The sequence below is a fragment of the Isoptericola halotolerans genome, assembly GCF_003003075.1.
Lineage (GTDB): Bacteria > Actinomycetota > Actinomycetes > Actinomycetales > Cellulomonadaceae > Isoptericola > Isoptericola halotolerans_A.
Genome location: NZ_PVTX01000001.1, coordinates 641,430 through 663,147, shown reverse-complemented (window position 1 = coordinate 663,147; position 21,718 = coordinate 641,430). Strand labels below are relative to the sequence as shown.

Annotated in this window: 23 protein-coding genes and 1 pseudogene; 8 read left to right on the top strand and 16 right to left on the bottom strand. The window is 74.3% G+C overall.

Annotation, left to right across the window (positions count from 1 at the left end; all coding sequences use genetic code 11):
• Positions 1–53: 53 nt before the first annotated feature.
• From menD to BCL65_RS03125, 3 genes are read right to left on the bottom strand one after another with little or no spacing between them, the layout of a single operon-like run.
• Positions 54–1,877 carry a 2-succinyl-5-enolpyruvyl-6-hydroxy-3-cyclohexene-1-carboxylic-acid synthase gene (gene menD / locus BCL65_RS03135; RefSeq protein WP_106265227.1) on the bottom strand — a complete coding sequence of 608 codons (1,824 nt, stop codon included), beginning with the start codon at positions 1,875–1,877 and terminating at the stop codon, positions 54–56.
• Positions 1,878–1,882: 5 nt separating this feature from the next.
• Positions 1,883–2,914, bottom strand: coding sequence for an o-succinylbenzoate synthase (locus BCL65_RS03130; RefSeq protein WP_106264999.1), 1,032 nt, complete (start codon positions 2,912–2,914; stop codon positions 1,883–1,885).
• A gap of 50 nt (positions 2,915–2,964) precedes the next feature.
• Complete coding sequence (locus tag BCL65_RS03125; RefSeq protein ID WP_106264997.1) at positions 2,965–3,150, bottom strand: hypothetical protein; 186 nt, start codon at positions 3,148–3,150, stop codon at positions 2,965–2,967.
• A 199-nt stretch (positions 3,151–3,349) separates the two neighbouring features.
• Between BCL65_RS03125 and BCL65_RS03120 the strand changes: the two genes are divergently transcribed.
• Positions 3,350–4,111 carry a SurA N-terminal domain-containing protein gene (locus BCL65_RS03120; RefSeq protein WP_106264995.1) on the top strand — a complete coding sequence of 254 codons (762 nt, stop codon included), beginning with the start codon at positions 3,350–3,352 and terminating at the stop codon, positions 4,109–4,111.
• A gap of 19 nt (positions 4,112–4,130) precedes the next feature.
• On the opposite strand, the pseudogene BCL65_RS03115 reads toward BCL65_RS03120, so the two are convergent.
• Positions 4,131–4,280 (bottom strand): annotated as a pseudogene (locus tag BCL65_RS03115) (DUF4143 domain-containing protein); the annotation flags it as partial.
• A 91-nt stretch (positions 4,281–4,371) separates the two neighbouring features.
• Between BCL65_RS03115 and BCL65_RS03110 the strand changes: the two are divergent.
• Complete coding sequence (locus BCL65_RS03110; protein WP_106264993.1) at positions 4,372–5,358, top strand: 1,4-dihydroxy-2-naphthoyl-CoA synthase; 987 nt, start codon at positions 4,372–4,374, stop codon at positions 5,356–5,358.
• Positions 5,359–5,364: 6 nt separating this feature from the next.
• Here the strand turns inward: BCL65_RS03110 and BCL65_RS03105 are convergent, their stop codons facing one another.
• Complete coding sequence (locus BCL65_RS03105) at positions 5,365–6,420, bottom strand: DUF3048 domain-containing protein (protein ID WP_106264991.1); 1,056 nt, start codon at positions 6,418–6,420, stop codon at positions 5,365–5,367.
• 10 nt (positions 6,421–6,430) lie between these two features.
• Positions 6,431–7,513 (bottom strand): DUF3048 domain-containing protein, encoded by a 1,083-nt coding sequence (locus BCL65_RS03100; protein WP_106264989.1) that lies wholly within the window; start codon positions 7,511–7,513, stop codon positions 6,431–6,433.
• A 176-nt stretch (positions 7,514–7,689) separates the two neighbouring features.
• On the opposite strand from BCL65_RS03100, the gene BCL65_RS03095 reads away from it, so the two are divergent.
• Positions 7,690–8,895: an AMP-binding protein gene (locus BCL65_RS03095; RefSeq protein WP_243400811.1), complete on the top strand. Its 1,206-nt coding sequence runs from the start codon at positions 7,690–7,692 to the stop codon at positions 8,893–8,895.
• A gap of 11 nt (positions 8,896–8,906) precedes the next feature.
• Positions 8,907–9,776, top strand: a complete 870-nt coding sequence (locus BCL65_RS03090) for a 1,4-dihydroxy-2-naphthoate polyprenyltransferase (protein ID WP_106264988.1) — start codon at positions 8,907–8,909, stop codon at positions 9,774–9,776.
• Between the two features lie 24 nt (positions 9,777–9,800).
• Here BCL65_RS03090 and BCL65_RS03085 read toward each other — a convergent pair whose 3' ends face one another.
• On the bottom strand, positions 9,801–10,124 hold the full coding sequence (locus BCL65_RS03085; protein ID WP_106264986.1) for a DUF4229 domain-containing protein: 324 nt from the start codon (positions 10,122–10,124) through the stop codon (positions 9,801–9,803).
• Positions 10,125–10,204: 80 nt separating this feature from the next.
• On the opposite strand from BCL65_RS03085, the gene BCL65_RS03080 reads away from it, so the two are divergent.
• On the top strand, positions 10,205–10,543 hold the full coding sequence (locus tag BCL65_RS03080) for a PLDc N-terminal domain-containing protein (RefSeq protein WP_106264984.1): 339 nt from the start codon (positions 10,205–10,207) through the stop codon (positions 10,541–10,543).
• A 425-nt stretch (positions 10,544–10,968) separates the two neighbouring features.
• Here BCL65_RS03080 and ccsB read toward each other — a convergent pair whose 3' ends face one another.
• Genes ccsB through BCL65_RS03055 form a run of 5 tightly spaced genes read right to left on the bottom strand, consistent with a single transcriptional unit; the run spans position 10,969 to position 15,796 of the window.
• Entirely contained in the window at positions 10,969–11,952 is a 984-nt protein-coding gene (gene ccsB, locus BCL65_RS03075; protein ID WP_106264982.1) for a c-type cytochrome biogenesis protein CcsB, read from the bottom strand.
• 2 nt (positions 11,953–11,954) lie between these two features.
• Positions 11,955–13,730 (bottom strand): cytochrome c biogenesis protein ResB, encoded by a 1,776-nt coding sequence (gene resB, locus BCL65_RS03070; RefSeq protein ID WP_106264980.1) that lies wholly within the window; start codon positions 13,728–13,730, stop codon positions 11,955–11,957.
• Complete coding sequence (locus BCL65_RS03065) at positions 13,730–14,551, bottom strand: cytochrome c biogenesis CcdA family protein (protein ID WP_106264978.1); 822 nt, start codon at positions 14,549–14,551, stop codon at positions 13,730–13,732. The genes resB and BCL65_RS03065 overlap by 1 nt, the downstream gene beginning before the upstream one ends.
• 1 nt (position 14,552) lies before the next feature.
• Complete coding sequence (locus BCL65_RS03060; protein WP_374956668.1) at positions 14,553–15,155, bottom strand: TlpA family protein disulfide reductase; 603 nt, start codon at positions 15,153–15,155, stop codon at positions 14,553–14,555.
• Complete coding sequence (locus tag BCL65_RS03055) at positions 15,152–15,796, bottom strand: histidine phosphatase family protein (RefSeq protein ID WP_106264975.1); 645 nt, start codon at positions 15,794–15,796, stop codon at positions 15,152–15,154. Before BCL65_RS03055 ends, BCL65_RS03060 begins: the two co-directional genes overlap by 4 nt.
• Before the next feature lie 224 nt (positions 15,797–16,020).
• Here BCL65_RS03055 and BCL65_RS03050 point away from each other — a divergent pair, with 224 nt between their 5' ends.
• The gene (locus BCL65_RS03050) at positions 16,021–16,572 is read left to right on the top strand and encodes a YceI family protein (protein ID WP_106264973.1); all 552 of its coding nucleotides are present in this window, start codon (positions 16,021–16,023) and stop codon (positions 16,570–16,572) included.
• A 223-nt stretch (positions 16,573–16,795) separates the two neighbouring features.
• On the opposite strand, the gene BCL65_RS03045 is transcribed toward BCL65_RS03050, so the two are convergent.
• A complete protein-coding gene (locus tag BCL65_RS03045; RefSeq protein WP_106264971.1) occupies positions 16,796–17,476 on the bottom strand; it encodes a redox-sensing transcriptional repressor Rex in 681 nt (226 codons plus the stop codon).
• Entirely contained in the window at positions 17,473–17,763 is a 291-nt protein-coding gene (locus BCL65_RS03040) for a glutaredoxin family protein (protein WP_243400810.1), read from the bottom strand. The genes BCL65_RS03045 and BCL65_RS03040 overlap by 4 nt, the downstream gene beginning before the upstream one ends.
• A gap of 35 nt (positions 17,764–17,798) precedes the next feature.
• Between BCL65_RS03040 and BCL65_RS03035 the strand changes: the two genes are divergently transcribed.
• Positions 17,799–18,614 carry an HAD family hydrolase gene (locus BCL65_RS03035; protein ID WP_106264970.1) on the top strand — a complete coding sequence of 272 codons (816 nt, stop codon included), beginning with the start codon at positions 17,799–17,801 and terminating at the stop codon, positions 18,612–18,614.
• A gap of 98 nt (positions 18,615–18,712) precedes the next feature.
• Here the strand turns inward: BCL65_RS03035 and BCL65_RS03030 are convergent, their stop codons facing one another.
• Positions 18,713–18,811, bottom strand: coding sequence for a 30S ribosomal protein bS22 (locus BCL65_RS03030; protein ID WP_003792170.1), 99 nt, complete (start codon positions 18,809–18,811; stop codon positions 18,713–18,715).
• Between the two features lie 168 nt (positions 18,812–18,979).
• The gene (locus BCL65_RS03025; RefSeq protein ID WP_106264968.1) at positions 18,980–20,155 is read right to left on the bottom strand and encodes an acetoin utilization protein AcuC; all 1,176 of its coding nucleotides are present in this window, start codon (positions 20,153–20,155) and stop codon (positions 18,980–18,982) included.
• A gap of 73 nt (positions 20,156–20,228) precedes the next feature.
• Between BCL65_RS03025 and BCL65_RS03020 the strand changes: the two genes are divergently transcribed.
• The gene (locus BCL65_RS03020; RefSeq protein ID WP_243400809.1) at positions 20,229–21,623 is read left to right on the top strand and encodes a TrkH family potassium uptake protein; all 1,395 of its coding nucleotides are present in this window, start codon (positions 20,229–20,231) and stop codon (positions 21,621–21,623) included.
• Positions 21,624–21,718: the final 95 nt, after the last annotated feature.

The following is a 21,718-nucleotide window of genomic DNA, read 5'->3' as shown; positions in this document are numbered from 1 at the left end:
GCGGGGCGAGCCACTACCTCGCGAGGCGACGCACTACCTCGCGAGGCGACGCACTACCTCGCGAGGGTTCGCCCTACCTCGGCGTGGATGCGGGCGGTGAGGTCGCGGGACTCCTCGAGTCGGGCGGCGCGGGCCACGGGCACCTCGATCACCCGGACCCCGTGCGACGGCCCGGCCAGGACGTGCCGCAGCGACGCGACGTCGTCGACCAGCTGATGGTCCACGCCGTAGCCCGCGCAGAGCTGCGCGAGGTGCGCCCCGTGCGGGGTGCCGAACACCCGCTCGAAGGTCGCCCCCGCGGCCGGGCCGGTCGCCGCGAGCGCCCCGTGCTCGAGCGTCGCGAAGATCGAGCCGCCGTCGTCGTTCACCACGATCACGTCGAGGTCCACGGCGGGCTCGCCCGGCCCCCGCAGCAGGCCGCCCACGTCGTGCAGGAACGTCAGGTCGCCGACCAGCGCCCGCGCACGCCGGCCCGCACGGCCGGCCTCGACCGCGACGCCCGTCGCGGTGGACACCGTGCCGTCGATCCCGGCCAGGCCGCGGTTGGCGAGCACGGTCGGCGCGGGTCCCGAATCGAGGCCGAGCACGAGGTCGAGGTCGCGCACCGGGTTCGACGCACCCACCACGAGGACGTCGTCGGCACCGCTGACGGCGACGACGGCGCGCGCGACGGCGAGCGCCGCGTGCGGCGCGGTGCGCAGACCGCCCTGCACGGCCTCGTCCGTCGTGGCGGCCGCCACGACGGCGGCCGCGGCGTCGCTCGCCGCCCGCCACCGCGCGGCGAAGGCCCCGCCGTCGCGGGTGGGGGCGAACCATCGCTCGTGCAGGGCGCCGACCACGCGGGTCGCGTTGCGGGCGGCGTCGGGCCACGGGCCGCCGCCCGGTGCGACGACGGTGACCGCGACGTCGGGGCGGGCCAGCAGGCGCTGCACGGGCCGCGAGAGCGTGGGGTGCCCGAGGACCACGACGTGCTCGACGTCGTCCGCGAGACCGGCGGCTCCGAGCACCGACCGGTAGGCGACGACGCCGAGCGGTCCGTCGGCGCTGCCCGAGGAGGGTTCGGCGAGCAACGGCCAGCCCTGCGCCTCGCTCAGCCGCCGCGCGGCGGGTCCGGCACCGTCGCCCGCCACGACGAGCGTGCGCGCCCGGTCGCCGGGCAGCGCCGGGTCGGCGCCCGGACCGGCGACGGGCGGCACGACCTCGACCGTACGGCGGGACTCGGCGACCGGCGTGGCCTCGGACCCGGCGGAGCCAGCAACCGGACCGGTCCCGTCGTCCGCGGGGTGCAGCGGGTCCCGGTAGGCCAGGTCGAGGTGGACCGGTCCGGGATGCAGGTCTCGTGCGCCGCGCGCCGCGGCCACCGTGCGCCGCACGACGGCGAGCAGGTCACGCACCTCCCCGGCCCGGCCGTCGGGCGCCGGGACGTCGACGGCGGCGCGCACCGCCGTCCCGAAGATCCCGACCTGGTCGGTGGTCTGGGAGGCGCCGGTGCCGCGCAGCTCGTGCGGCCGGTCGGCGGTCAGGAGCACGAGGGGCACGCCGGAGTGGTGCGCCTCGAGCACCGCGGGGTGCAGGTTCGCCACGGCGGTGCCCGACGTCGTGACCACGGCGACCGGTCGCGCCGCCGGGGTGCCGCCGTCGGACCTTGGACCGAGGGCCGACCCGCGCGACAGCCCGAGCGCCAGGAAGCCGGCCGAGCGCTCGTCGATCCGGACGTGCAGGACGACGTCGCCGCGCGCGTCGGCCTCGGCGAGCGCGTAGGCGAGCGGGGCCGAGCGGGACCCGGGGGCCAGCACCACGTCGCGCACGCCCTGGGCGACCAGGTCCGCCACCAGGGCGCGGGCGGCCTCCACCGCGGGGCTGCCCGACGGCGGCACCCCGGTCACGCGGCACGCCCCGTCGCGAGCAGGGCGGCCAACCGGTCGTGCCGCGCGAACCACCGGTCCCGCAGCTCCGGGGACGCCGTGGCCGCGGCCAGGGCGTCCGCGTCCGGGGCCACCCGCCGCACCGGCAGCGCGCCGTCGACGGGCAGCAGCGGCTGGTCGGTGACGTCGTGCACGAGAAGCTGAGAGGTGGCCAGCCCGCAGGCGTGCGGCAGCTCGGGCAGCGCCGCCGCGAGCGCCACACCGGCCGCCAGCCCCACGGACGACTCGAGCGCGGAGGACACGACGACCGGCAGCCCCACCTGCTCGGCGAGCTCCAGGCAGGCCCGCACCCCGCCGAGCGGCTGCACCTTGAGCACGACGACGTCCGCGGCGTCCTCGCGCACCACCCGCAGCGGGTCGGCGGCGCGACGGATCGACTCGTCGGCGGCGACGGGCACGTCGGTGCCGCGGCGGACCGCAGCCAGCTCGGGCACCGTGGCGCACGGCTGCTCGACGTACTCCAGGCCGCGGGCTGCGGCGTCCAGCAGCGGGACGCGCCGCAGCGCCTCGTCGAGCGTCCAGGCCCCGTTGGCGTCCACGCGGATCGCGGCGTCGGGCATCCCGGCGTCGTCGAACGCGGCGCGGACCGCCTCCACGCGTGCGATCTCGGCGTCGACCGGCTCGACCGGTCCTGGGGTGCCGCCCGCACCGACGGTGCGCTGCGCGACCTTGACCTTGGCCGTGCGGCACCCACCGGAGGCCAGGACGATCTCCCGGGCGCGCTCCGGACCGACGGCCGGCACGGTCACGTTGACGGGGACCCGGTCGCGGACCGGCGCGGGGAACGGGTGGTCCGCGGCCTCCCGGGCCGCGCGCAGCCACGCGGCCGACTCGCCGTCGTCGTAGTCCCAGAACGGGCTCAGCTCGCCCCAGCCGGCCTCGCCGCGCAGGAGCACGCCGTCGCGGACGTCGAGGTGGCGGAACCGGGTGCGCAGCGGGGACGACCAGACGAACCGGTCCTGCCTCGTCGCGGAGAGGATGGCGGGCACGCCCTCAGGGTAGGACGAGCGGGCCGTGACGCGCGGCCGCGGGCACCGCGTCAGTCGGTGAACTCGTCGGGCAGCCTGCCGTGCACCCAGCGGCCCGGCGATCGTGCCGGCACCACCGGGACGGCCTGGGTCGTGGCGGTCGCACGGCGCAGGGCGGCGGCGTCGTAGGCGATGAGCTCGTCGACGACCTCGTCCGGGTCGGCGACCTCGGTGTCTCGAGGTGGCATCGTGTCCATGCGTCCATGGTGCCTCCCGCGTGTGCAGATTTTCAGGACGACGCGCGCGGATGCTCGGCACGCCTTGCAAGAGCCCGAGCACGCCCGGGCGGCAGGCGCACTGCACCCGTTCCTGAACGTCACCTGATCGCCCGGTCGACTCGTTCCCAGGTTCGTGTGGATACGGTCGGTGAACCAGCACCCATCACGAGGAGTGACCATGTCGATCAAGCGCCCGCTCGTCGCGCTCTCAGTGGCCGCGGTCGTCGCGCTCGCCGGCTGCACGTCCGAGACCGACGGCCAGAACCCCCCGAGCAGCCCGAGCGCCGAGGCCTCCCCCGAGGCGGGCGCCGGCGCCCCCGAGCCGGACCTCGAGGACGTGCCCGACGTCGTCGCCGAGGTCAACGGCGAGGACGTCGAGCGTGCGGAGTTCGTCACCGCCTACGAGGGCCAGCTGCAGCAGGCGGCGATGTCGCAGCAGACCACCGGCCAGGAGGTCGACCAGGACGCCCTCAAGCAGCAGGTCGCCGAGCAGCTGGTGGGCAACCGGCTGCTGACGCAGGCGGCCACGGAGGCCGGCATCGAGGCTACCGACGAGGACATCGAGACCACGCTCGAGGGCATCGCGGCGCAGAACGGGCTGCAGTCCGCGGACGAGGTGGTCGCCGCCCTCGGCGAGCAGGGCATCTCGGAGGACGAGGTGCGCGAGGACGCGGCCGCCCAGTTCCAGGTCAACGCCTACATCGAGGCCGAGGCGGACATCGAGGAGCCGAGCGAGGACGAGCTGCGCGAGCAGTACGACACCCTCGTCGAGCAGATGGGGTCCCAGGGTGGCGAGGGTGCCTCGCAGGCCGAGATCCCGCCGTTCGAGGACGTCCGCGACCAGCTCGCGCAGCAGGCCGTGGGCGAGCAGCAGGCCGCGGCCGTCGACGGCATCGTGGCCACCCTGCGCGACGAGGGCGACGTGACCATCCACCTGTGAGCGTCAGACGCGCCACCGCGTCGATCTCGAGGTTGTCGGAGTCGCGGTAGTGGAAGACCCGTGCGTCCCGGGCATCGGCGTAGGCGCGCAGGTCTCGGACCACCAACGACTCGAAGAGAAGGCCGAAGGTGTTCAGGTCTGCGAGGAGCCGATCGGCGTCGCAGGCCATCCGTGCTGCACTGTGCAGCCCGGCTGGACTGCACTGTGCAGAATGAGTCACCCCGGGCCGGCGGTCGACGGGGCGCACTACGCTGGCCCGCGTGAGCACCAGCGACCTTCCCACACCCGTCTCCGCGACGTTCGACGCCTCCCGGTGGCGCACCGTCGCCGGGTTCGACGACCTGACGGACCTCACGTACCACCGGGGCGTGGAACGCGACGCAGCGGGCGCCGTCGTGCGCGACCTGCCGGTCGTCCGGGTCGCGTTCGACCGGCCCGAGGTGCGCAACGCGTTCCGTCCGCACACCGTCGACGAGCTGTACCGGGTGCTGGACCACGCCCGCATGACCTCCGACGTCGGGACCGTGCTGCTCACCGGCAACGGGCCGTCCCCCAAGGACGGCGGCTGGGCGTTCTGCTCCGGCGGGGACCAGCGCATCCGTGGCCGCTCCGGCTACCAGTACACGACGGCCGACGGCGCGGGGCGGCCCGTCGACGGCGCCGACACGGCCGACCACGTGGACCCGGCCCGCGCCGGACGCCTGCACATCCTGGAGGTCCAGCGCCTCGTCCGCACCATGCCCAAGGTGGTGATCGCCGTCGTCGACGGCTGGGCCGCCGGGGGCGGGCACTCGCTGCACGTCGTGGCCGACCTCTCGATCGCCTGCCGCCAGCACGGGAAGTTCAAGCAGACCGACGCCGACGTCGGATCGTTCGACGGCGGGTACGGCTCGGCCTACCTGGCGCGCCAGGTCGGGCAGAAGCGGGCGCGGGAGATCTTCTTCCTCGCGCGGGAGTACTCGGCGGACGACGCCGAGCGCTGGGGCGCCGTCAACGAGGTCGCGGACCACGAGGACCTGGAAGGCCTCGCCGTGGAGTACGCGCGGACCATCGCCGGGAAGTCCCCGCAGGCGGTGCGCATGCTCAAGTTCGCGTTCAACCTGGCCGACGACGGGCTCATGGGCCAGCAGGTGTTCGCCGGGGAGGCGACGCGGCTCGCCTACATGACCGACGAGGCCGTCGAGGGTCGGGACGCGTTCCTCGCCAAGCGCGACCCCGACTGGTCGGGCTTCCCGTACGCCTTCTGAGCGCCGTCAGGGGTTGACGTCCAGCCCGCCGGACGTCGGCAGCAGCTCGACCCAGGTCGCGCCCGGCTCCAGCTCGACGGGCTCGCCGCCCGCCACGAGCTCGACCGGGTCGCGCACGGACTCCTTGGACCACTCGGCCTCGAGGACCCTGCCGCCGCTCGCCACGAAGGCCGTTCCCGAGCCGACGAGCTGCGTCTCCGGCACCGGCGCGCCCGCCGGGTCCTTGAAGCTCGTGTCCACCACCTCCACCTCCAGCACCACCACGTTCGCCGCGGCGTGCCGCTCCCCCGACGCCGCCATCGACGGGTCGGCACCCTCGCGGCGCAGCCAGGCACCGGCGTCGGCGTCCCAGTCCCATCCGGCGGTCTGGCGCGGCGACAGGTGGACGTCCAGCGAGGACCGCTCCGCGCCGTCGGCCACGGCCGTGCTCCTGCCCTCGGCGGCGAACGCGAACTGGGCCGGCGGGGGTGCGGTGCGCTCGCCGTCGGCCTGCGCCAGGAACGCCTGCGGGTCGCCGATCACGTTGTGCGGGGCAGCGGCGCCGGGGTCGCGGCGGAACCCGGGATCGCCGGCGTCCATGATCACCGACTGCGTGCCCGCGGCGCGGACGTCGTCGATGAACGGCTGCTGCGCGCCGGAGTAGGCGAGGATCCCGTCCAGCGGCGCCACGATCGCCGGGTCCATCGGGCGCACCGAGCGGACCGGCTCGACCGCGTCCGGCACCCGCGAGTGGTAGACGGCCACGAACCGGGTGACGCCGCCCTCGATGACCTGTTCCCAGACCATGTCGGCGGCGTCGAGCCCGGTCTGCGGGCGCACGACCGGGTCGTTCTCGATCTTGACCGCGAGCGCCGGGCGGGCGGCCACCTCGTCCGTCTCGACGCCGGTCAGGGGCCACACGATCGGCGCGTCAGGCGTGGGCGGCGCGGCCTTCTGCGCCTCGACGGCGGCCGGGACCGTCGTCGTCGGTGCCGGCTCCGGATCACCACCGCAGGCGGTCACGAGCAGCGCGATCAGGGCGAGCGCACCCGGCGCCGCCCGCCGCGCGAACCGTACGGTCATCGACGCTCCCTCACGACACGTCCCACGAGCCGGAGCCCCGCGGCACCAGCTCGACCCACGTGTTCCCCGGTTCGAGCAGCACGTCACCGCCACCGCGCAGCGATAGCCGCAGCGGCGCCTTGGTCCCCTTCTTGGACCACGTGACCGGCACGGCCCGGCCCCCGCCCAGGAGCATCCCCCTGCCCCGGTCGACGAGCTCCGCCTTCGGGACGGAGGCGCCGCTCGGGTCCCGGTAGCCGGTGCTGGTGACGTCGACCTTCAGCAGCAGCACGTTGCGTGCCGTGACGCGCTTGCCCGAGGACATCGACGCCCTGCCGTCGTCGCTGCGCCGGTAGGCCCCCCCGGCCCACGTCCACGTGGTGCGCTGCGCCGGGGAGAGCCGCACGTCCGCCGTCCGACCCTTCTTCCCCTCGGCCCGGGCCGTGGCGTCCCGGCGCTTCGTCGCGTGCTCGAACTCGGCCTTCGGCGGTTCGGCGCGCTTGCGGTCGGCCTCCCGCGCGAACGTCTTGACGTTCCCGTAGACGTTGTGCGGCGCGGCACGCGAGCTGCTGCGCCAGAACCCGCGGTCGCCGTCGTCGTTGGTCAGCAGCTGCGTGCCGGACCTCTCGACCGCCCGCAGGAACGGCGGCTGCCCGCCGGACGCGGCGAGGATGCCCCGCAGGGGCGCCACCGTCGCGGGGTCCATCGGGCGCACGGAGCGCACCGGACCGACCTGGCGCGGGTAGGTCGAGTGGTACACCGCGACGAACCGGCTGATGCCACCCTCGACGACCTGCTCCCACACGACGTCCGCGCGGTGCAGCCCGGTGTGCGGCCGCGACGCGGCGGAGTTCTCGATCTTCACGGCGACCGCGGGCCGCTCGGGGACCTTCGTGGTGCCCGTCCGCACGCCCGTCAACGGCCAGCGCGGCGGTTCGGGCTCCGGCTCCGGCTCGGGGACGACGACGGCGGGCGGGGCGATCTTCGCCCGCGACACGACCGGGGCCACCGTGACCCGCGGGGCGCTCTGCGGGTCCGTCCCTGGTGCGCACCCGGCGGCGGCGAGCGCCAACGACGCCGCCAGCACCGCGGACGCTGCTCTCCTGAGCGTCATGGCACCTCCTCGTCCCCACAGGATGCACCACGGGTGCACGGGAGGCCCGTATCCCGTCCGGCGGGGTCGGCCAGCGCGGGGGGTGCGAGCAGGGCCGGGTGCGAGCGGGGCCGGGTGCGAGCGGGGCGGCGCACCGGCCGTGCGGGCCGACGCCGGACGCGGCCTATCGTGAGGCCGTGAGCACCCCCGACCTCGCCGCGCTCGTGGACGGCATGCGCCGTGCGCTGGACGGCGGCCCACCCGTCGCCCCGCTGCCCCGCCTCACGGCGCACGTGCCGCCGTCGGGCACCGCGCTGGTCGTGCGGACCTCCGGTTCGACGGGGACGCCGCGCGAGGTCGCGCTGAGCGCCGCGGCCCTGCGGGCGTCGGCCGCCGCGACCGCGGACCGGCTCGGCGCCCCCGGCCGCTGGGTCCTCACGCTGCCGGCCACGCACGTGGCGGGCATGCAGGTGATCGCCCGGTCGCTGCTGGCCGGCACGCCGCTGACCGCCGCGGGCGGCGGCCCGTTCACCCCGGGCGGCCTGGCCGACCTGCTCGCCGGACCGCTGGCCGGTGACGACCCGGTGCACGTCTCGCTCGTGCCCACCCAGCTGCACCGCGTCGTCGAGGCGGCCGACGGCGGTGCACCGGCCGCGCTCGACGCGCTCGCCCGGTGCGGCGCCGTCCTGCTCGGCGGTGCCGCGACCCCGCCCCGGCTGCTGGAGCGCGCCCGCGACGCCGGCGTCCCCGTGGTGCGCACGTACGGCATGTCCGAGACGGCCGGCGGCTGCGTCTACGACGGCGTCCCGCTGCCGGGCGTGCGGGTCCGCCTCGCTCCCGTCGACGAGGAGGCCGGCGTCGTGGAGATCGCCGGTCCGGTGCTCGCGACCGGCTACCTCGGGGACGACGTCGCCACGGCAGCGGCGTTCGTCGACGGCCCGGACGGGCGCTGGTTCCGCACCAGCGACCTCGGCGCGGTCGACGGCGGCGTGCTCCGGGTGGTCGGCCGCGCGGACGACGTCGTGGTCACGGGCGGGGTGAACGTCGCGCCGGCCGCGGTCGAGGCGGTGCTCGGCGAGCTGCTGGCCGCCGAGGTGTGCGTCGTCGGCGTGCCGCACGACGAGTGGGGCCAGGAGCTGGTGGCCGTCCTCACAGCCGCTGTGGGTGCACGACGCGCCGTGGGACCGAGCGGCTCGACGGCGCGTCGTGCACCCACAGCGGCTGAGGAGTGGGGAGATCGCGCACAGCTGGCGCGAGTGCGGTCCGCGGTCGCCGCTAGACTCGGGCCGGCCGCCGCACCCCGCCGCATCCTGCGGGTGGAGGCCCTGCCGCTGCGCGGGCCCGGGAAGGTCGACCGTGCCGCCGTCGTCGACCTGGTGCGCGCCCACGCGGCGCGCGACTGAGAGGAGCACGCATGGCCACCACGGCCGAGTGGGTCGCCGGAGCGCGGCCCCGCACCCTGCCCGCCGCCGCCGCGCCGGTGGCGATCGGCACCGGCGCCGCCGCGCAGGTCGACGCGTTCGCCTGGCTGCCCGCCGTGCTCGCCCTCGGCGTCGCGCTCGCGCTGCAGATCGGCGTCAACTACGCCAACGACTACTCCGACGGCGTGCGGGGCACCGACCTGGACCGGGTGGGCCCGCTACGCCTCACCGCCTCCGGGACCGCCCGGCCGGGGCAGGTCAAGGCGGCGGCGTTCGGGGCGTTCGGGGTCGCGGGGGTCCTCGGGCTGGCACTGTGCGCCGTGAGCGGGCACTGGTGGCTGATCGCCGTCGGCGCCGTCTCGATGCTCGCCGGCTGGTACTACACCGGCGGCAAGCGGCCGTACGGGTACGCAGGGCTCGGCGAGGTCGGGGTGTTCGTCTTCTTCGGGCTCGTCGCCACCCTCGGGACCACCTACACCCAGGCGGACCGGATCACGTGGCCCGCGCTGCTCGGCGCCGTCGGGGTGGGACTGATCGCGTGCGCGCTGCTCATGGTCAACAACATCCGGGACATCCCGACCGACGTCGTCGCGGGCAAACGCACCCTGGCGGTGCGGCTCGGCGACCATCGCGCGCGGCGGGTCTACGCGCTGTGGATCGTGGTGCCCGTGCTGCTCGCCCTGGCGTGCGCCGCCTGGAACCCGTGGGCCTTCCTCGTGACGGTGCTGCTCCTGCCGGCCGTGCTGCTGGTGATCCCGGTGATCGCCGGAGCGCGGGGCCGGGCACTGGTGCCGGTGCTCGCCGGCACCGGGATGTTCGAGCTCGCCTACGGGGTGCTGCTGGGGCTCGGCCTGGCGCTCTGAGCGTCCCCGGCGGGGCTCCGGGCGCTACCGCTCGTTGCCGGACCGGTCGACGTCCGGGTGCTCGGTGCCGGAGCGCCCGTCCGTGTCGAACGCGGAGTCCTCGGCGGCGGCGTCCTCGTCGATGACCTTCCCCAGGCCCTCCTCGCCGGAGCGGCGGCGCTCCGCACGCTCCGCCATCCACCGTGCGGCCGCGTCCTTCTGCTTCGCCAGCAGGATGTACGACACCGCGAACGCCACCACGATCCCCACGAGCAGCAGCAGCCAGCTGCGCAGCCCCACCAGATACCCGGCGCCGAGGGCGGCGACGAAGACCAGGAGGCGCAGCACGGTGTAGGTCACGAGAGGCACGGATCCAGGATACGGCCGCGCGACGTCGGCCCCGGACCGCGCGATTCGGTTGCGGCCGCAGGGCGAACTAGGCTGGAGGAATGTTCCGCGTACTGGTGGGCCTCGTCGTCGTCGGCCTGTTGGTCTACAGCCTTGCCGACCTCGCCGGGTCGGAGGAGGAAGACCGCGGCGGCCTGCCCGCGTGGCTCTGGGTCGTCATCATCGTCCTGCTGCCCATCTTCGGGCCAATCGTCTGGATCGCCACCAAGATGTCGCGCCGGCGTGGAGGTTCCGGTGGCCGGGGAGCACGTCCCGGTCGCGGCCCGCGCCGCCCGTCCGGTCCGGTCGCGCCCGACGACGACCCCGACTTCCTGTGGCGGCTCGAGCAGGAGAAGCGCCGTCAGGAGCGCCGCGAGCGCGACGACGACCCCCCGAAGTAGTCCGCGCCTCGCCGAGGTAGTGCGGGGTTGCGCGAGGTAGTAGCGCTCGTGCCGAGGTAGTACCTCGCGGGTCGAGGTAGTGCGGGGTGGGTCGGGTTCCGCCGGGTGTCGGGTCCCGTGCACGGTCGCGTTCACGGGCGCAGGGCGCCCTCCACTTCGGGACTGACGACCGTGCACGGGACCCGACACCCGGCTTCGACGTTCCCGCCCGGCGCTACCCCACGCCGTCGGGCACTACCTCGGGGCGATCGCTGCTACCTCGGGGCGAGCGCCACTACCGCGGCGCGTTCGGTACTACCTCGGCGCCTGGCCCACTACCTCGCCGAACGTCGCCCTACCTCGGCGAGCGCGCTACTACCTCGGCGGGTGGCGCGCTACCTCGCGACGAGCGCTACTACCTCGGCGGGGGCGCCACTACCTCGGCGTCAGCTGATGCCCGAGTAGGAGTGCTTGCCGTTGAAGATGAGGTTCACGCCGGTGAAGTTGAACAGCACGCAGGCGTAGCCGACGACGACGAACCAGGCGGCCCGGCGCCCCGACCAGCCGCGCGTGGTGCGGGCGTGCAGGTAGGCCGCGTACACGACCCAGATGACGAAGCTCCAGACCTCCTTGGGGTCCCAGCCCCAGTAGCGGCCCCAGGCGTCCTCCGCCCAGATCGCTCCCCCGATGACGGTGAAGGTCCACGCCACGAAGCCGATCGCGTTGAGGCGGAACGACATCGACTCCAGGGTCGTCGGCTCCGGGGTGCGGTCCAGCCAGCGGAAGCCCGGACGCGTCAGGAACGGCGATCCGGCGTCGCGGGAGTCGCGCAGCAGCTGCAGCGCCGACATCACGAACGAGACCGTGAAGATGCCCGTCGCGCCGATCGCCACCCCGACGTGCAGCACCAGCCAGTAGTTCTGCAGGGCGGGCTGCACGCCGGTCGCCGCGACGTGGAAGGAGTTCAGCCCCACCACGAGGAACAGGATGACCAGCCCGGTGACGAACGCGCCGAGGAACCGCGCGTCGCGGCGCAGGTTGAGCAGGAGGAACACCACGAGGGCGATGAACGAGCCGACCATCGTGAACTCGTACATGTTGGCCCACGGCGTGCGACCGGCGGCCACGCCGCGCATGACGATCGCCAGCAGCAGCATCGCCGTGCCGAGCCACGTCGTGGACATCGCGATGCCGGCGGCCCGACGGCGCGGCTCCGGCCCGCCGTGCGGCCCGGGCCCGTCGGTCCCGCTCGCCGGCACCCGCGGGTCGTCCGACCCGGCACCCACGGTGGCCGGGACGTCCGCCGTGGCGCGGGCGCCGACGCGCTCGTCGGTGCGCCGGCCCAGGTCGACGGCGAACGCGATCATCGCGACCGTCAGCGCGGTCGCGGCAGCCCAGACGAGCAGGTCGCTCAGCTCGGCGATCTCCATGGTCAGCCTCTCTCGGGGTCGTGCGTCGGTGCGGCACCGGAGCCGGCACCGGAGTCAGAGCCGGATCCGGAGCCAGGATCAGCGGGCCCGGCGGTCAGGTCGGGGACGGCCGCCAGCGTCCGGTCCACCTCGGGCTGCAGCCCCAGGTCGTCACCGCGGGCGAGGCCCGCGACCTCGACGTGGGTGACGCCGTCGTGCGTCCATGATCGCACCCAGACGCGGCGGCGCGGCAGGAACAGCGAACCGGTCAGGCCGACGAGGGCCGTGAGCGCGAACGCCAGCACCCAGCCGAGCGACGGGTCGTGCCGCAGGTCGAGCGCGACGAACCTCGGCACGTCCTCGCCGAGGGACACGGTCCCCAGCCCGTCGGGCAGCTCGACGGTGTCGCCCGGCTCGAGCAGGAGCTGGACGCGCTCGCCGTCGTCGTCCACCGACGGCGTGAGGTTCGCCGTGTCGAGCCGGTACACGTTCTGGGGCACGCCGTCGTCCAGGCCCAGGTCCCCGCGGTACACCTCGAGGATCAGCAGCGGGTCCTCCGGCAGGGGGAACACCGACCGGGCCGACCCGTCCGCCTCGATGACGGCCGTGGGCAGGAAGTACCCGATGAGGCCCACCTGGTCGAGCCCCGGGGAGACGTCGGGCACCTTCACCACGCCCCGTGAGGTGTACACCTGGTCCTCCGGCAGGAACGGCACGCGACCGGAGAACGCGACCTCCCCCTCGGCGTCGCGCACCGTGATGTCCGGCGCGTACCCGTTGCCCTGCAGGTAGACCTTGGACCCGTCGATCACGAGCGGGTGGTTGACCTTGATGGTCTCGGCGGAGGTCGAGCCGTCCGGCTCGGTCACCGTCACGGCCGCCGTGAAGTCGCGGGACTGGGCGAACGCGACGGTGTCGGTCGCGAACTCGGAGGTGAACGAGTCCAGCGTCATCGAGAACGGCACCAGCGACTCCGGCTGGAACCAGGCCCCGCTCTCGAACGTGTCGTAGTCCACGACCGCGTTGGCGAACCCCCGGCCCTCGGTGATGATCGCCTGGCCGCGGTAGTGCAGCATCTGCCCGACGCCGACCGCGACGACGAGCCCGAGCAGCGCCAGGTGGAACAGCAGGTTGCCGGTCTCGCGCAGGTAGCCGCGCTCGGCCGCGACGGTGGCGGCGGCCGGTCGGGCGGGGAGCTTGCCGCGCGCCTCGCGCGCCTCCTCGGTGCCGGTGTCGACGCGGAACGTGGGCAGCCACCGCCGTCGGCCCCGCAGGTGCGCGGCGACGGCGTCGGTCACCTCCTGCGGCGTGGCCGACGTGGTCCCGGCCGCCCGGGCGGGGAAGCGCGCGAACCGGGCCGGCGTGCGCGGCGGCCGGTGCCGGACCGCCCGCGCGTGCGCCACGGTGCGCGGCACGATGCAGCCCACCAGCGAGACGAACAGCAGCAGGTAGATCGCGGAGAACCAGGGCGAGGAGTAGACCTCGAAGAACCCGAACCGGTCGAGCCACTCGCCCGTGGTCGGGTGCTCCCCGAGGTACTCCACCACCGCGGCGGGGTCCTGGCTGCGCTGGGGCAGGATCGACCCCGGTACGGCCGCGACGGCGAGCAGCATGAGCAGCATCAGCGCGACCCGCATGCTGGTGAGCTGGCGCCAGACCCAGCGCAGCATGCCGCGCCAGCCGATCCGGGGCGCCCTGGGCGTGCCCGACGGCGCCGCGCCGGCCTCGCTCTCGCCGCCGCGCGTGCCCTGGGTGAACTCGTCCGCGATGCCCTCGGGACGGTAGGTCCGTTCGCTCATCACACCACCGTCGTGTATCCGCTGATCCAGCTCTGCAAGGTGCTGGTCAGCGTGCCCCACACGCCCGTGACCATCGCGAGGCCGATGAGGACCAGCAGGCCTCCGCCGCACCGCATGATCGCCAGCCGGTGCCGGCGCAGGAACCCGAGCATGCGCTCGGAGGACTGCAGCCCCAGGGCCACCAGCAGGAACGGCACGCCGAGCCCGACGCAGTACGCGATGCCGAGCACGACCCCGCGGCCCGCGGACGCCTCGTTGAGCGCGAGGGACTGCACCGCGGCCAGCGTCGGGCCGAGGCACGGGGTCCAGCCGAGACCGAAGACGACGCCCAGCAGCGGCGCACCCCACAGGCCGGCCCGCGGGCTGACGTGCAGCCGGCGCTCGCGCTGCAGGAACCCGATACCGCCCAGGAACGCCACGCCCATGAGGATCACGACGAGGCCCAGCACCCGGACGAGCACGTCCTCGTACCGCACCAGGTACGAGCCCACGGCTCCGGCGGCCGCCATGAGGGCCACGAACACCACCGTGAACCCCAGCACGAACAGGGCCACCCCGGCCACGACGCGGCCCCGGCCGGGTGCGCGCGCCGGCGCCGCCGTCGTCGTCCCGGACGCCGTGCCCCCGGGCGCCGTGCCCCCGGGCGCCGTGCCGGCCGGGCCCGCGTGGGCCGCGGCCAGGCCTCCGACGTAGCCCACGTAGCCGGGCACGAGCGGCAGGACGCACGGCGAGGCGAACGACACCAGGCCGGCGAGCAGCGCGACCAGGACCGCGAGCAGCAGCGAGCCGCTCACGGCCGTGGTGGCGAAGGCCTCACCCACCTCAGGCGCTCCCGTCCGCGAGCACGTCGTCGACGATGCCCTCCAGCGTGGAGCCCGCGACCTGGCCGACGACCCGCGCGGCCACCCTGCCCTCGCCGTCGAGCACCACGGTGGACGGCACGGCCTGCAGCGGCACGACGCCGGAGAGCCCGGCCACGACCTGGCCGCTGCGGTCCTCGATCGACGGGTACGGCACCTCGAAGGTGCGCTGGAACGCCAGGGCGGTGCCGGCGTCGTCCTCGGTGTTGATGCCGAGCAGGTGCACGCCGTCGTCCGCGCGGTCGTTCGCGAGCGCCACGAGGTCGGGGGCCTCGGCGCGGCAGGGGGCGCAGCCCGCGTACCAGGTGTTGAGCACGACGACGTCGCCGCTCCAGTCGGCGGTGGAGACCTCGTCGCCCTCGAAGGACGTGCCCTCGACCACGACGGCGTCGCCGCGCTCGCCCGGCTCCCACTGCTGCACGGAGCCATCGCCGGAGACGAAGCCCTGGCCGACGACGTCGCTCGCGCCGGAGTCGGCCGCGCCGCAGCCGGCGAGCAGCCCGGCCGTGGCGACCAGGACGGTGGTCGCTGCAGCCCGGCGGGTGGCGGGACGGCGTGCCATCAGGCGCCCGGCACCGGGTCGGCACCGGCCAGCAGGGCGCCGGCGGGCTCGGTGTAGTGCAGCGAGACGAACCGGTCGTCGTCGAAGGTCAGGGAGGTCAGGGACGCGAGGGCGCACTCGCGCCGGCGCGGGTCGTGCGCCAGGGTGCGTCCCTCGAACGACCGCCGGGTCGCCCAGACGGGCAGCTGGTGGCTGACGAGCACGACCTCGTGGCCGAGGTGGGCGCGGCGCGCGTCGTCGACGGCGGCACGCATCCGGACGACCTGGTCGGCGTAGCTCTCCCCCCACGACGGCCGCAGCGGGTTCCACAGCCGGGTCCAGTACCGCGGGTGCGCGAGCTGGCCGGGGTGCTTGCCGATCGAGGTGCCCTCGAAGCTGTTGCCGGCCTCGATGAGCCGGTCGTCGGTGGCGAGCTCGAGGCCGAACGCGGTGGCCACGGGCGCGGCCGTCTCCTGGGCGCGCTGCAGCGGGCTCGCGACGACGGCGACGACGTCCCGGTCACCCTCGGACAGGTGGTCGGCGACGCGCCGGGCCATCCGCTGGCCGAGCTCGGACAGGCGGTACCCGGCGATGCGTCCGTACAGGATGCCGTCGGGGTTGTGGACCTCGCCGTGCCGCAGGAGATGGACGGTGGTGGTGGCCATGGCCCCCAGTGTCCCAGATCGGGAGCGTCCTCAGGTGCTCCCCAGCAGCGCCACAGCCATGCCGTGACCAGCCTCACGCCGCCGGTCGACGCGTGCCGCGGGGCCGGGGAATAGTCCGCGCACCACCCCGGTTCATGCATTCCGATGGAGTCAGGATCGCCGACGGCGGTCCCGCCTCCTGCGTCCGCACCACGTTCGGAACCGCCAACACGAGGAGCACTTCCATGGCTACGCCGCTGCCCACGGGCCTGACCACCGGCACCTACGTCATCGACGCCGCGCACTCCACCGCGTCCTTCACCGTCCGCCACGCGGGCATCTCGAAGGTCCGCGGCACCATCGGCATCACCACGGGCACCATCACCGTGGGTGACGACCTCGACTCCACCTCGGTGTCCGCCGAGCTCGACGCCGCGTCGGTGAACACCGGCGACGAGAACCGCGACGGCCACCTCAAGAGCGCCGACTTCTGGCACGCCGAGGAGAAGCCCGTCTGGTCCTTCGCGTCCAAGAACATCTCCGTGGACGGCGACGCCTACGTGATCACCGGTGACCTGACCATCAACGGTGTGACCAAGACCGTCGACCTGCCCACCGAGTTCGCCGGCACCGCCAAGGACCCGTTCGGCAACGACCGCGCCGGCTTCGAGTCCGAGCTCGAGATCTCCCGCCGGGACTTCGACCTCACCTGGAACGCCACGCTGGAGACCGGCGGCTTCCTCGTGGGCGACAAGGTGAAGATCGCGCTCGACGTGTCGGCGATCTCGCAGAACTGATCCCGCCGTGGGGCGGTGCGCCCCGACGCCAGGCCGTGCGCCCGGCGTCGGGGCGCCGTCGTCCCCACGACCGCGGCCCGAGCGCTGCTACCTCGCGCTGGCAGCTACTACCTCGCGCTGGTAGCTACTACCTCGGCGTGCGCGGCACTACCTCGGCGTGCGCGGCACTACCTGGGCGTGCGCGGCACTACCTCGGCGTGCGCGATAGGGCCCTGCGGCCGGGTCAGGACGCCGGGACGTCCGCGCCGGGTGCCGCGACACCGTTGGCGTGGCGCGCCGCCGCGTGGAACGCCAGGATCTGCAGCTCCCCCGCCACGTCCACGCTGCGCACCACCACGTCGTCGGGCAGGTGCAGCGCCACCGGGGCGAACGACAGGATCTCGCGCACGCCCGCCGACACGACCCGCTCGGCGATCCCCTGGGCGGGCGGTCCGGGCGTCGCCAGCACCACCATCGAGACGTGCCGCTCCACGATGATCCGCTCCAGGTGGTCGACGTGCTCGACCTCGATCCCGGCCGCCCGGCCGCCGACGACGGCGGGGTCGGCGTCGAGCAGCGCCACCACCTGGAACCCGCGCGCCGCGTAGCCCGAGTAGTTGGCCAGCGCGTGGCCCAGGTTCCCGACGCCCACGATCGCCAGCCGGTGCTCCGAGCCGAGGCCCAGCGCGGCGGCGATGTACGACGACAGGGACTCGACCTCGTACCCCACGCCCCGGGTGCCGAACGACCCCAGGTAGGACAGGTCCTTGCGGAGCTGCGCGGAGCCGACGCCGGACCGTTCCGCCAGGTCGGACGACGACGTCGTCGCCACACCCTCGCGCGTCAGGTCGCGCAGTGCACGCAGGTAGAACGGAAGCCGCGCCACCGTCGCCGCGGGCACCGTCACCTCACCGATCTCGATCACGTCTTCTTCTTCCCTCCCGGGGGCCGTGCGAGCCGACGCGCCAACCGTGCCGCGTCCACCCGCCAGAACCCCTGCTGCACGCCGTCCACCTCGACGACGGGCACGTACTCGCCGTACCGCTCCACCAGAGCGGGCTCGGCATCGATGTCGATCTCCTGCCAGGTCTCCCCCGCCTCCGCGCACACCGCGGCGACCACCGCCCGTGCCTCGTCGCACAGGTGGCAGTCCGCCCTGCTGTACACGACGACCCTGGACGTCGCGTCTGGTCGGATCGCAGGCCTGCTCACGAGCACAGCGTATCGGCGCTACTACAGTGGGCGGCATGTCGTCTCATGCTGCACCCCCGGCCGGACCGACGGCGGCAGCGTTCTTCGACGTCGACAACACGATCATCCGCGGCGCCAGCGCGTTCCACCTGGCCAGGGCCTTGTACCAGCGGAAGTTCTTCGGCACCTCCGACCTGCTGCGCTTCGCCTGGATCCAGGCGAAGTATCTGGTGTTCGGCGAGTCGCGGTCCCAGATCGAGACGGTCCGGTCGCGGGCGCTGTCCCTCATCGCCGGACGGTCCGTCGCGGAGATCACCGCCGTGGGCGAGGAGGTGTACGACACGGTCCTGGAGCTGCGCATCTTCCCCGGGACCAAGCGCCTCCTGGACGAGCACCTGGCGGCAGGCGACGAGGTCTGGCTGGTCACGGCGACGCCCGTGGAGATCGGCGGACTCATCGCGCGCCGGCTCGGGGCGACGGGCTGCCTGGGCACGATCGCCGAGCACTCCGACGGCTACTACACCGGCGCGCTGGTGGGCGACCTCATGCACGGCGAGGCCAAGGGGGCGGCCGTGCGGGAGCTCGCCGAGCGCGAAGGACTCGACCTGGAGTCCTCCTACGCGTACGGCGACTCGCTCAACGACCTGCCGATGATGCGGTCGGTGGGCCACCCCTGCCCCATCAACCCCGACGCGCGGCTACGCCGGCACGCGAAGGAGGTCGGCTGGCCGATCCGTGAGTTCCGGGGCCGGGGTCAGCGCGCGGCCGGACGCGGCGTGCGCACGGCGTCGCGGGCGGGTGCGGCCTGGGTGCTCGGCCTCGTGCTGCGCGCCGCCCAGCGCAGCGTGCGCAAGCGGCTCCGGCGGTACTGAGCCGGCCGGCCGAGACCGCCCGCAGGACGCAAGGAGCCCGGCACCTCTGGCGAGGTCCGGGCTCGGTGCGTGCGGCCCGTCGTCAGACGGGCCGAGCGTCACTTCTTGTTGCGACGCTGGTGACGCGTCTTGCGAAGCAGCTTGCGGTGCTTCTTCTTCGCCATACGCTTGCGGCGCTTCTTGATGACGGAGCCCATGAGGTCCTCACAATGCTGATCGGTGGTGGAGGCCGGTTGGTCCCGACGATCCTGTTCCCTGGAAGACTCCCGGGACCAAGCACTGCCGACCAACGCGAAAAAGTCCGTCTCCCAGAGTACCCGACACGGACGCGTGCCCCGAATCGCCGCCGCGGCCGCACGCCCGGCTCAGTCGAGGAACGGGTCCAGGCCCAGCCCGGGGAAGACGTGCCGCCGGGTCGCCAGGACGGCGCGGTCCACGGCGTCGGACGGGTCGTACCCCTCGCTCCACGGCCGCCAGACCACCGGGGCCTTGCCGAGCGCCCTCGCGGGGGTCAGCCCTGACATCTCCTCCGCCGCCGTGCGCCAGACCTCGGGCAGCGGGGTCGCCGGGGCGAGCGGCACGTGGGCGGCCAGGGCCACCAGCGCGGTCCACACCAGCGGCACCACGTCGACGACGGCGTACCCTCCGCCGCCGAGTGCGACCCACCGCCCCTCGCAGAGCTCGTGCGCGAGGTCGTGCACCCACGACGCCGCCGTCAGCTGTGCGTCGATCCCCACGTTCAGGTCGGCCATCGGGTCGTTGCCGTGGGCGTCGGTGCCGTGCTGGGACACGATCGCATCCGGCCGGAACTCCCGCAGCACGAGCGGCAGGATGGCGTCGACGGCACGCAGCCAGCGCGCCGAGTCGGTGCGGGGCGGCAGGGCGACGTTCACCGCGGTGCAGTCGGCCGCCGTGCCTCCGGTGTCCGCGGGGTTGCCCGTGCCCGGGAAGAGGGAGCGACCGTCCTGGTGCACGGAGACCGTCAGGACCCGGGGGTCGTCCCAGAAGATCGACTCGACGCCGTCGCCGTGATGGGCGTCCAGGTCGACGTAGGCGACCCGCCGGGCGCCCAGGTCGAGCAACCGCTGCACCGCGGCCGCGGCGTCGTTGTAGAGGCAGAAGCCGGAGGCGGCCGCACGCCGTGCGTGGTGCATCCCGCCCGCGATGTTGACGGCGTGCTCCGCCGCACCCGTCCACGTCGCCTCGGCGGCGGCGACCGACGCGCTGACGAGTCGCGAGGCCGCCTCGTGCATACCGGCGAAGACCGGGTTGTCCTCGGTGCCGAGCCCGCGCACCAGGTCGGGCTCGCCCGTGCGGTCCGCACGCCGGACCGCCGCCACGTAGTCGCCGTCGTGCACCGTGCGCACGAGGTCGTCGGTGCTCGGCGGGATGCGCACGACCTCGAGGGAGGGTTCGTCGAACAGACCGAACGCGTCGGCGAGCCGGAAGGTGAGGTCGAGCCGGGCGGGCGCCATCGGGTGCCCGGGCCCGAAGTCGTAGGTCAGGAGCTCGGGGCTCCACAGCAGCCGGGCGACGGACATCCCGTCACCGTAGCGGAACCCGTGGCAGGCTGGGCCCGACGACTGGCGGTTGAGACGACGGAGGATCCGGTCGGTGGCGACGAGGTGGCGCGATCGCGGTGCGACGGTGCGCGAGTGGGTGGACCGCACCGCGCGGGAGTACCCGGCGCGCCTCGCGATGACCGTGTTCGGTGCCGTCATCGCGCTCTTCACCATCCTGCTGCTGCCCCCGTGGGCCACGGCGTCCGGTGACGGCGCGCGGTTCGTCGACGCGCTGTTCACCGCGGTGTCCGCCGTCTGCGTCACCGGGCTGGTCGTCGTCGACACCGGCAGCTACTGGTCCGACTACGGCCACGCGGTGATCCTCGTCGGCATCAAGATCGGCGGGCTCGGCGTCATGACGCTCGCCTCGCTGCTCGGCATGGCGGTCTCGCGGCGCATCGGGCTGACCCAGAAGCTGCTCACGGCGTCCGAGGCGAAGGTGCGCACCAGCAGCCTGGGCGAGGTCGGCTACCTCATCCGGCTCATCATCGTGGTGTCGGTGACGATCGAGGCGACGGTCGCCCTGGTCCTGCTCCCCCGGTTCCTCGCGCTGGGCGAGAGCTTCGGCTCGGCGCTGTGGCACGCGGTCTTCTACGGCATCTCGGCGTTCAACAACGCGGGCTTCGTCCCGACCACCGAGGGTCTCTCGGTGTACACGTCCGACTGGCTCGTCGTCGTGCCGATCGGGCTGGGCGTCTTCGTCGGGGCGCTGGGCTTCCCGGTCATGGCGAACGTCCTGCAGGCTCGCCGGTACGGCCGGCGCTGGTACCGCCACCTGACGCTGCACACGAAGCTCACCGTGACCACGAGCGTCGCCCTGTTCGCGGCGGGGTTCGTGATCATCGGGGCGATGGAGTGGGCCAACCCCCGCACCCTCGGCGGCCAGGACCTGGCGACCAAGCTGCTGTCCGCGTCGTTCGCCTCGATCATGCCGCGCTCCGGCGGCTTCAGCACGGTCGACACCGGCGCGATGAACCCGGAGACGTGGCTGGTCACCGACGCCCTGATGTTCGTGGGCGGCGGGTCGGCGTCGACGGCCGGCGGCATCAAGGTGACCACCCTGGCCGTCATGCTCCTGGCGATCCTCGCCGAGGCCCGCGGCGACCGGGACATCGACGTCTTCGGCCGACGCATCCCGCGCGACACGCTCCGGCTGTCCATCGCCGTGGTGTTCATCGGCGCCACGATGGTGCTGGGCGCCTGCATCGCGCTGCTGCGCATCACGGACTTCTCGCTGTCGGAGGTGCTGTTCGAGGTGATCTCGGCGTTCGCCACCGTGGGCCTGTCCACCGGGATCACCGGCGACCTGCCCGACGCCGGGAAGTACGTCCTGTGCGCACTCATGTACCTCGGTCGTGTGGGGACGATCTCCGTGCTCGGCGCGATCGCCCTGCGGGACCGACGGCGCGTCGTACGCTTCCCCGAGGAGCGCCCCGTGATCGGGTGAGACGGAGGTGCAGCGGAGGGTGGGTCCGAGGCACGAGGCACCGCCCGCAGCGGAGCCGCAGGCTCACCCGACAGCAGGATCGGGTGAGACCGGTC